The organism is Burkholderia sp. Se-20378 (assembly GCF_017104665.1).
Taxonomy (GTDB): domain Bacteria; phylum Pseudomonadota; class Gammaproteobacteria; order Burkholderiales; family Burkholderiaceae; genus Burkholderia; species Burkholderia lata.
The window spans coordinates 1-8252 of record NZ_JAAGPG010000387.1 but is presented as its reverse complement, the minus strand read 5'-3'; the positions used below and the strand labels follow the sequence as shown (position 1 = coordinate 8252).

At 67.5% G+C, this 8252-nt stretch carries 4 protein-coding genes; all 4 read left to right on the top strand.

The window, feature by feature from the left end; all coding sequences use genetic code 11:
* Nucleotides 1-1196 (top strand): MdtA/MuxA family multidrug efflux RND transporter periplasmic adaptor subunit (locus tag G3N93_RS28965; RefSeq protein ID WP_206134503.1); only part of this gene is annotated, 1196 nt, incomplete at its 5' end.
* Nucleotides 1197-1211: 15 nt separating this feature from the next.
* Nucleotides 1212-4325: an MdtB/MuxB family multidrug efflux RND transporter permease subunit gene (locus G3N93_RS28960; protein ID WP_206134502.1), complete on the top strand. Its 3114-nt coding sequence runs from the start codon at nt 1212-1214 to the stop codon at nt 4323-4325.
* A 3-nt stretch (nt 4326-4328) separates the two neighbouring features.
* Nucleotides 4329-7637, top strand: coding sequence for an efflux RND transporter permease subunit (locus G3N93_RS28955; RefSeq protein ID WP_206134501.1), 3309 nt, complete (start codon nt 4329-4331; stop codon nt 7635-7637).
* A gap of 108 nt (nt 7638-7745) precedes the next feature.
* Nucleotides 7746-8129 carry a VOC family protein gene (locus G3N93_RS28950; RefSeq protein WP_174989744.1) on the top strand — a complete coding sequence of 128 codons (384 nt, stop codon included), beginning with the start codon at nt 7746-7748 and terminating at the stop codon, nt 8127-8129.
* Nucleotides 8130-8252: the final 123 nt, after the last annotated feature.

The following is an 8252-nucleotide window of genomic DNA, read 5'->3' as shown; positions in this document are numbered from 1 at the left end:
CGGCCGGCGGTACCGGCGGTACCGGCGGCCACCGCGGCCGTGGCGGCCCCGCCTCGATGGCGAACATTCCGCAGCCCGTGCAGGTCGGGACCGCGACGCAGGGCGAAATGCCGATCGTGCTGTCCGCGCTCGGCACCGTCACACCGCTCGCGAACGTGACGGTCAAGACGCAACTGTCGGGCTACCTGCAGTCGGTGGCGTTCCAGGAAGGCCAGATCGTCAAGAAGGGCGACCTGCTCGCGCAGATCGACCCGCGCCCGTACCAGGTGTCGCTCGAGAACGCCGAAGGCACGCATGCGCGCGACTCGGCACTGCTCGCGACGGCCCGCCTCGACCTGAAGCGCTACCAGACGCTGCTATCGCAGGACTCGATCGCGTCGCAAACCGTCGATACGCAAGCGTCGCTCGTCAAGCAATACGAAGGTGCGGTGAAGACCGACCAGGCCGCGATCGATTCCGCGAAGCTGAACCTCACGTATGCACGCATCACCGCGCCGGTGTCGGGCCGCGTCGGCCTGCGCCAGGTCGACCCCGGCAACTACGTGACGCCGGGCGATTCCAACGGCCTCGTCGTGATCACGCAATTGCAGCCGATGAGCGTGATCTTCACGACCTCGGAAGACAACCTGCCGCAGATCCTCAAGCAGGTGAACGCGGGCCAGAAGCTGTCGGTCACCGCGTACAACCGCAACAACACGGTGCCGCTCGAAACCGGCTCGCTCGCAACGCTCGACAACCAGATCGACACGAGCACGGGCACAGTCAAGCTGCGCGCGAACTTCGATAACAAGGAAGGCATGCTGTTCCCGAATCAGTTCGTGAACACGCGCCTGCTCGTCGACGTGCTGCGCAACGCGACGATCGTGCCGACCTCGGCCGTGCTGACCGGCTCGATCGGCCAGTTCGTCTACGTCGTGAAGCCCGACAACACGGTGACGGTGCGCAAGGTCACGATCGGCCCGGTCGACGGCGAACGCACGAGCATCGTCAGCGGCGTGTCGCTCGGCGAGCGCGTGGTGACCGACGGCTCCGACCGCCTGCGCGAAGGCGCGAAGATCTCGATCCCGGCCGACAAGCCGAAAGGCGCGTCGGGCGCACGCGGCGCCGGTGCGGCGTCGGGTGCATCGGGCGCCGGCGGCCATCACGGCGGACACAAGCACGGCGCGTCGCAGGCAGCGGCCTCCGCGGCCCAGTAACGCGCGGGCCGCTCGATGAATCCATCCCGCCTCTTCATTCTCCGGCCGGTCGGCACCGCCCTTCTGATGGCGGCGATCATGCTGGCCGGTCTCGTCGCGCTGCGCTTCCTGCCGCTCGCCGCGCTGCCGGAAGTCGACTATCCGACGATCCAGGTCCAGACCTTCTACCCGGGCGCGAGCCCGGAGGTGATGACCTCGTCGGTCACCGCGCCGCTCGAACGGCAGTTCGGGCAGATGCCATCGCTGAACCAGATGTCGTCGCAAAGCTCGGCCGGCTCGTCCGTGATCACGCTGCAGTTCTCGCTCGACCTGCCGCTCGACATCGCCGAACAGGAAGTGCAGGCCGCGATCAACGCGGCCGGCAACCTGCTGCCGTCCGACCTCCCTGCCCCACCGATCTACGCGAAGGTCAACCCGGCCGACGCGCCGGTGCTGACGCTCGCCGTCACGTCGAAGACGCTGCCGCTCACGCAGGTGCAGGATCTCGCCGACACGCGCCTTGCAATGAAGATCTCGCAGATCGCGGGCGTCGGCCTCGTCAGCCTGTCGGGCGGCAACCGCCCGGCCGTGCGCATCCAGGCGAACCCGACCGCGCTCGCGCAGTACGGGATGAACCTCGACGACCTGCGCACGACGATCTCGAACCTGAACGTCAACACGCCGAAGGGCAACTTCGACGGCCCGACGCGCGCGTACACGATCAACGCGAACGACCAGCTCACGAGCGCCGATCAATACAACAGCGCGGTCGTCGCCTACAAGAACGGCCGCCCGGTGATGCTCACCGACGTCGCGACGGTCGTCGCCGGCTCGGAAAACACCAAGCTCGGCGCGTGGGTGAACAAGGAGCCCGCGATCATCCTGAACGTGCAGCGCCAGCCGGGCGCGAACGTGATCCAGACGGTCGACGCGATCAAGGCGCAGTTGCCGAAGCTGCAGGAAACGCTGCCGGCCGCGCTCGACGTGCAGATCGTCACCGACCGCACGACGATGATCCGCGCCGCCGTGCGCGACGTGCAGTTCGAGCTGCTGCTCGCGGTGGGGCTCGTCGTGCTGGTGATGTATCTGTTCCTCGCGAACATCTACGCGACGATCATCCCGAGCCTGTCGGTGCCGCTGTCGCTGATCGGCACGCTCGCGGTGATGTACATGGCCGGCTTCTCGCTGAACAACCTGTCATTGATGGCGCTCACCATCGCGACCGGCTTCGTGGTCGACGACGCGATCGTGATGATCGAGAACATCGCGCGCTACGTCGAGGAAGGCGAGACGGGGCTCGAGGCCGCGCTGAAGGGCTCGAAGCAGATCGGCTTCACGATCATCTCGCTGACGGTGTCGCTGATCGCGGTGCTGATCCCGCTGCTGTTCATGGGCGACGTGGTCGGGCGCCTGTTCCACGAATTCGCGATCACGCTCGCGGTGACGATCGTGATCTCGGCGATCGTGTCGCTCACGCTCGTGCCGATGATGTGCGCGAAGCTGCTGCGCCATTCGCCGCCGCCCGAGAGCCACCGCTTCGAGGCGCGCGTGCACCAGGCGATCGACTGGGTGATCGCGCGCTACGCGGTCGCGCTCGAATGGGTGCTGAACCGCCAGCGCTCGACGCTCGTCGTCGCGCTGCTGACTCTCGCGCTGACGGGCCTGCTGTACGTCTACGTGCCGAAGGGCTTCTTCCCCGCGCAGGATACCGGCGTGATCCAGGCGATCACGCAGGCGCCGCAGTCGATCTCGTACGGCGCGATGGCCGAGCGCCAGCAGACGCTCGCGGCCGAGATCCTGAAGGATCCGAACGTCGAGAGCCTCACGTCGTTCATCGGCGTCGACGGCAGCAACATCACGCTGAACAGCGGCCGGATGCTGATCAACCTGAAGGCGCGCGACGAACGCTCCGAGACGGCCGCGCAGATCATCCGCGACCTGCAGCACCGGGTCGCGAACATCACCGGCATCTCGCTGTTCATGCAGTCGGTGCAGGATCTGACGATCGACTCGACCGTCAGCCCGACGCAGTACCAGTTCATGCTGACGAGCCCGAACTCGGAAGAATTCGCGACCTGGGTGCCGAAGCTCGTCGCGCGGCTGCAGCAGGAGCCGTCGCTCGCCGACGTCGCGACCGACCTGCAGAGCAATGGCCAGTCCGTCTACATCGAGATCGACCGTCCGAGCGCCGCGCGCTTCGGCATCACGCCGGCGACCGTCGACAATGCGCTGTACGACGCGTTCGGCCAGCGCATCGTGTCGACGATCTTCACACAGTCGAACCAGTACCGCGTGATCCTCGAGTCCGAGCCGAAGGAGCAGCACTACGCGCAATCGCTGAACGACATCTACCTGCCGTCGGCGGGCGGCGGCCAGGTGCCGCTGTCGTCGATCGCGTCGTTCCACGAGCGGCCGTCGCCGCTGCTGGTCGCGCACCTGTCGCAGTTCCCGTCGACCACCATCTCGTTCAACCTCGCGGCGGGCGCCTCGCTCGGCGAGGCGGTCAAGGCGATCGACGCCGCCGAGAAGGACATCGGGCTGCCCGCGTCGTTCCAGACGCGCTTCCAGGGTGCGGCGCTCGCGTTCCAGGCATCGCTGTCGAACCAGCTGTTCCTGATCCTCGCGGCGATCGTCACGATGTACATCGTGCTCGGCGTGCTGTACGAGAGCTACATCCACCCGATCACGATCCTGTCGACGCTGCCGTCGGCCGGCGTCGGCGCGCTGCTCGCGCTGATGATCACCGGGCACGACCTCGACATCATCGGGATCATCGGCATCGTGCTGCTGATCGGTATCGTGAAGAAGAACGCGATCATGATGATCGACTTCGCGCTCGAGGCCGAGCGCGTCGAAGGCAAGCCGCCGCGCGAAGCGATCTACCAGGCGTGCCTGCTGCGCTTCCGGCCGATCCTGATGACGACGCTCGCCGCACTGCTCGGCGCGGTGCCGCTGATCGTCGGCTCCGGCGCGGGCTCCGAGCTGCGCCAGCCGCTCGGGATCGCGATCGCCGGCGGCCTGATCGTGTCGCAGGTGCTGACGCTGTTCACGACGCCCGTGATCTACCTCGGCTTCGACTCGCTCGCGCGCCGCGTGCGCGGCTGGTTCGAACGCCACGGCCCGCAGGCCGGCCCGCGCACGGACGCGTAAGCGATGAACCTGTCGCGCCCCTTCATCACCCGCCCCGTCGCGACGACGCTGCTCGCGATCGGCGTCGCGCTCGCGGGCCTGTTCGCGTTCGTCAAGCTGCCGGTGTCGCCGCTGCCGCAGGTCGACTTCCCGACCATCTCGGTACAGGCGTCGCTGCCCGGCGCGAGCCCCGAGACCGTCGCGACCAGCGTGACGAGCCCGCTCGAACGGCACCTCGGCTCGATTGCCGACGTGTCCGAAATGACGTCGACGAGCACGGTCGGCAATGCGCGGATCATCCTGCAGTTCGGCCTGAACCGCGACATCGACGGCGCCGCGCGCGACGTGCAGGCCGCGATCAACGCGGCGCGCGCCGACCTGCCCGCCGCGCTGAAGAGCAACCCGACCTACCGCAAGGTCAACCCGGCCGACTCGCCGATCATGATCGTGTCGCTGACGTCGGAGACCTCGTCGCCCGCGAAGCTGTACGACTCCGCGTCGACGGTGCTGCAGCAGTCGCTGTCGCAGATCGACGGGATCGGCCAGGTGACGGTGAGCGGCTCCGCGAACCCGGCCGTGCGCGTCGAGCTCGAGCCGCAAGCGCTGTTCCACTACGGGATCGGCCTCGAGGACGTGCGCGCGGCCCTCGCCTCCGCGAACGCCAACGCGCCGAAGGGCGCGATCGAGTTCGGCCCGCAGCACTACCAGCTCTATACGAACGACCAGGCATCCCAGGCGTCGCAATACCGCGACCTCGTCGTCGCGTACCGCAACGGCGCGGCCGTGCGGCTGTCCGACCTGTCCGACGTCGTCGATTCGGTCGAGGATCTCCGCAACCTCGGCCTGTCGAACGGCAAGCGCGCGGTGCTCGTGATCCTCTACCGCTCGCCCGGCGCGAACATCATCGACACGATCGACCGCGTGCGCGCGGCGCTGCCGCAGCTCACCGCGTCGCTGCCGGCCGACATCACGGTCACGCCGGTGCTCGACCGTTCGACCACCATTCGCGCGTCGCTGAAGGACACCGAGCACACGCTGCTGATCGCGGTCAGCCTGGTCGTGATGGTCGTGTTCCTGTTCCTGCGCAACTGGCGCGCGACGCTGATCCCGAGCGTCGCGGTGCCGATCTCGATCATCGGCACGTTCGGCGCGATGTACCTGCTCGGCTTCTCGATCGACAACCTGTCGCTGATGGCGCTGATCGTCGCGACCGGCTTCGTCGTCGACGATGCGATCGTCGTGCTCGAGAACATCTCGCGGCATATCGAGAACGGCAAGTCGCGCATGCAGGCCGCGTTCGACGGCGCGCGCGAGGTCGGCTTCACGGTGCTGTCGATGAGCATTTCGCTCGTTGCCGTGTTCCTGCCGATCCTGCTGATGGGCGGCATCGTCGGGCGGCTGTTCCGCGAGTTCGCGCTGACGCTGTCGCTCGCGATCGCCGTGTCGCTCGCGGTGTCGCTCACGGTCACGCCGATGATGTGCGCGCGCCTGCTGCCCGAGTCGCACGACCCGCAAAGCGAAGGCCGCTTCGGGCGTTTCCTGGAACGCTGTTTCAGCCGCATGCAGCGCGGCTACGAACGCTCGCTGTCGTGGGCGCTGCGCCGGCCGCTGCTGATCCTGCTGACCCTGTTCGCGACGATCGGGCTGAACGTCTACCTGTACATCGTCGTGCCGAAGGGCTTCTTCCCGCAGCAGGACACCGGGCTGATGATCGGCGGCATCCAGGCCGACCAGTCGACGTCGTTCCAGGCGATGAAGCTGAAGTTCTCCGAGATGATGCGGATCGTGCAGAGCAACCCGAACGTGAAGAGCGTCGCGGGCTTCACCGGCGGCACGCAGACCAACTCGGGCTTCATGTTCGTCACGCTGAAGGATCGCACCGAGCGCAAGCTGTCGGCCGACCAGGTGATCCAGCAACTGCGCCCGCCGCTGGCGGACGTCGCCGGCGCGCGCACGTTCCTGCAGGCGGCCCAGGACATCCGCGTCGGCGGCCGGCAGAGCAACGCGCAATACCAGTTCACGCTGCTCGGCGATTCGAGCACCGACCTGTACAAGTGGGGGCCGATCCTGACCGAGGCGCTGCAGAAGCGCCCCGAGCTGACCGACGTGAACTCGGACCAGCAGCAAGGCGGCCTCGAGGCGATGGTGACGATCGACCGCGCGACGGCCGCGCGCTTCGGCATCAAGCCCGCGCAGATCGACAACACGCTGTACGACGCGTTCGGCCAGCGCCAGGTCTCGACGATCTACAACCCGCTGAACCAGTATCACGTGGTGATGGAAGTCGCGCCGAAGTACTGGCAGAGCCCCGAGATGCTGAACCAGGTATGGGTCAGCACGTCGGGCGGCAGCGCGAACGGCTCGCAGACCACCAACGCGGCCGCCGGCACCTACGTCGCGACCTCCGCCGGCACGTCGAGCGCCGGCACGGCCACGCAGAGCGCCGCGGCGATCGCGTCCGACTCCGCGCGCAACCAGGCGCTCAACTCGATCGCGGCGAGCGGCAAGTCGAGCGCGTCGTCGGGTGCGTCGGTGTCGACGTCGAAGTCGACGATGATCCCGCTGTCGGCGATCGCGACGTTCGGGCCGAGCACGACGCCGCTGTCGGTCAACCACCAGGGGCTGTTCGTCGCGACGACGATCTCGTTCAACCTGCCGCCTGGCGTGTCGCTGTCGCAGGCGACGCAGGTGATCTACCAGACGATGGCGCAGGTCGGCGTCCCGCCGACCATCGTCGGCAGCTTCCAGGGCACCGCGCAGGCGTTCCAGCAGTCGATGAACGATCAGCCGATCCTGATCCTCGCGGCGCTGCTGGCCGTCTACATCGTGCTCGGGATCCTGTACGAGAGCTACATCCACCCGATCACGATCCTGTCGACGCTGCCGTCGGCCGGCGTCGGCGCACTGCTCGCGCTGCTGCTGTTCAAGACCGAGTTCAGCATCATCGCGCTGATCGGCGTGATCCTGCTGATCGGTATCGTGAAGAAGAACGCGATCATGATGGTCGACTTCGCGATCGACCAGACGCGCAACAACCAGAAGTCGTCGTTCGACGCGATCCACGAGGCGTGCCTGCTGCGCTTCCGCCCGATCATGATGACGACGATGGCGGCGCTGCTCGGCGCGCTGCCGCTCGCATTCGGCAACGGCGACGGCGCCGAGCTGCGTGCGCCGCTCGGGATCGCGATCGCCGGCGGCCTGATCGTGTCGCAGGTGCTGACGCTCTATACGACGCCGGTCGTCTACCTGTACATGGACCGGCTCCGCGTGTGGGGCGAGAAACGCCGCAACCGCCGCGGCAATACCGGCGGGCCGGCTGTCGCCGGGGAGTGATGAAAGCGGCCGCCCGTTGTGCGGCCGTTTTTTTTCGCGCTTGAACAGCGGCGACGATCGGCTATCGTGAGTCCATGCCTACCGCGGGGCCCTTCACGGGGACACACCATGAACGTCCAGCTCAACCACACGATCGTCTGGTGCCGCGACAAGCGCGCGTCGAGCCGCTTCCTCACCGAGCTTCTGGAATTGCCGCCGCCGACGCCGTTCGGCGCGATGCTGGTCGTCCCGCTCGGCAACGGCGTGTCGCTCGATTTTTACGAACAGTCGGGAGAGATCGCGTCGCAGCATTACGCGTTCCTGCTCGACGAAGCAGGCTTCGATCGCGTGCTCGCGCGCATTCGCGAGCGCGGGCTGCCGCACTGGGCCGATCCGGCGAAGCGGCAACCCGGTGACATCTACCGCCACAACGGCGGCCGCGGCGTGTACTTCGACGATCCGGACGGCCACTTCCTCGAAGTGATGACGCAGCCTTATGTGCTGAACGGCTAGTTCGACGGGCCGGCGTTGCGCCGGCCGGTATCGTGGCACGGACGCCGCCCCGCTCGGGACGGCATCCGGCCGGCCGACGTTACTCGGCAGCGTCCGCCGCCGCCTTGCGCGGACGACGCGCGC

What these genes read in the sequence shown, in the direction of transcription:
- G3N93_RS28950 (WP_174989744.1), top strand. Translation starts at nt 7,746, where the DNA reads ATGAACGTCCAGCTCAACCACACGATCGTCTGGTGCCGCGACAAGCGC.
- G3N93_RS28955 (WP_206134501.1), top strand. Translation starts at nt 4,329, where the DNA reads ATGAACCTGTCGCGCCCCTTCATCACCCGCCCCGTCGCGACGACGCTG.
- G3N93_RS28960 (WP_206134502.1), top strand. Translation starts at nt 1,212, where the DNA reads ATGAATCCATCCCGCCTCTTCATTCTCCGGCCGGTCGGCACCGCCCTT.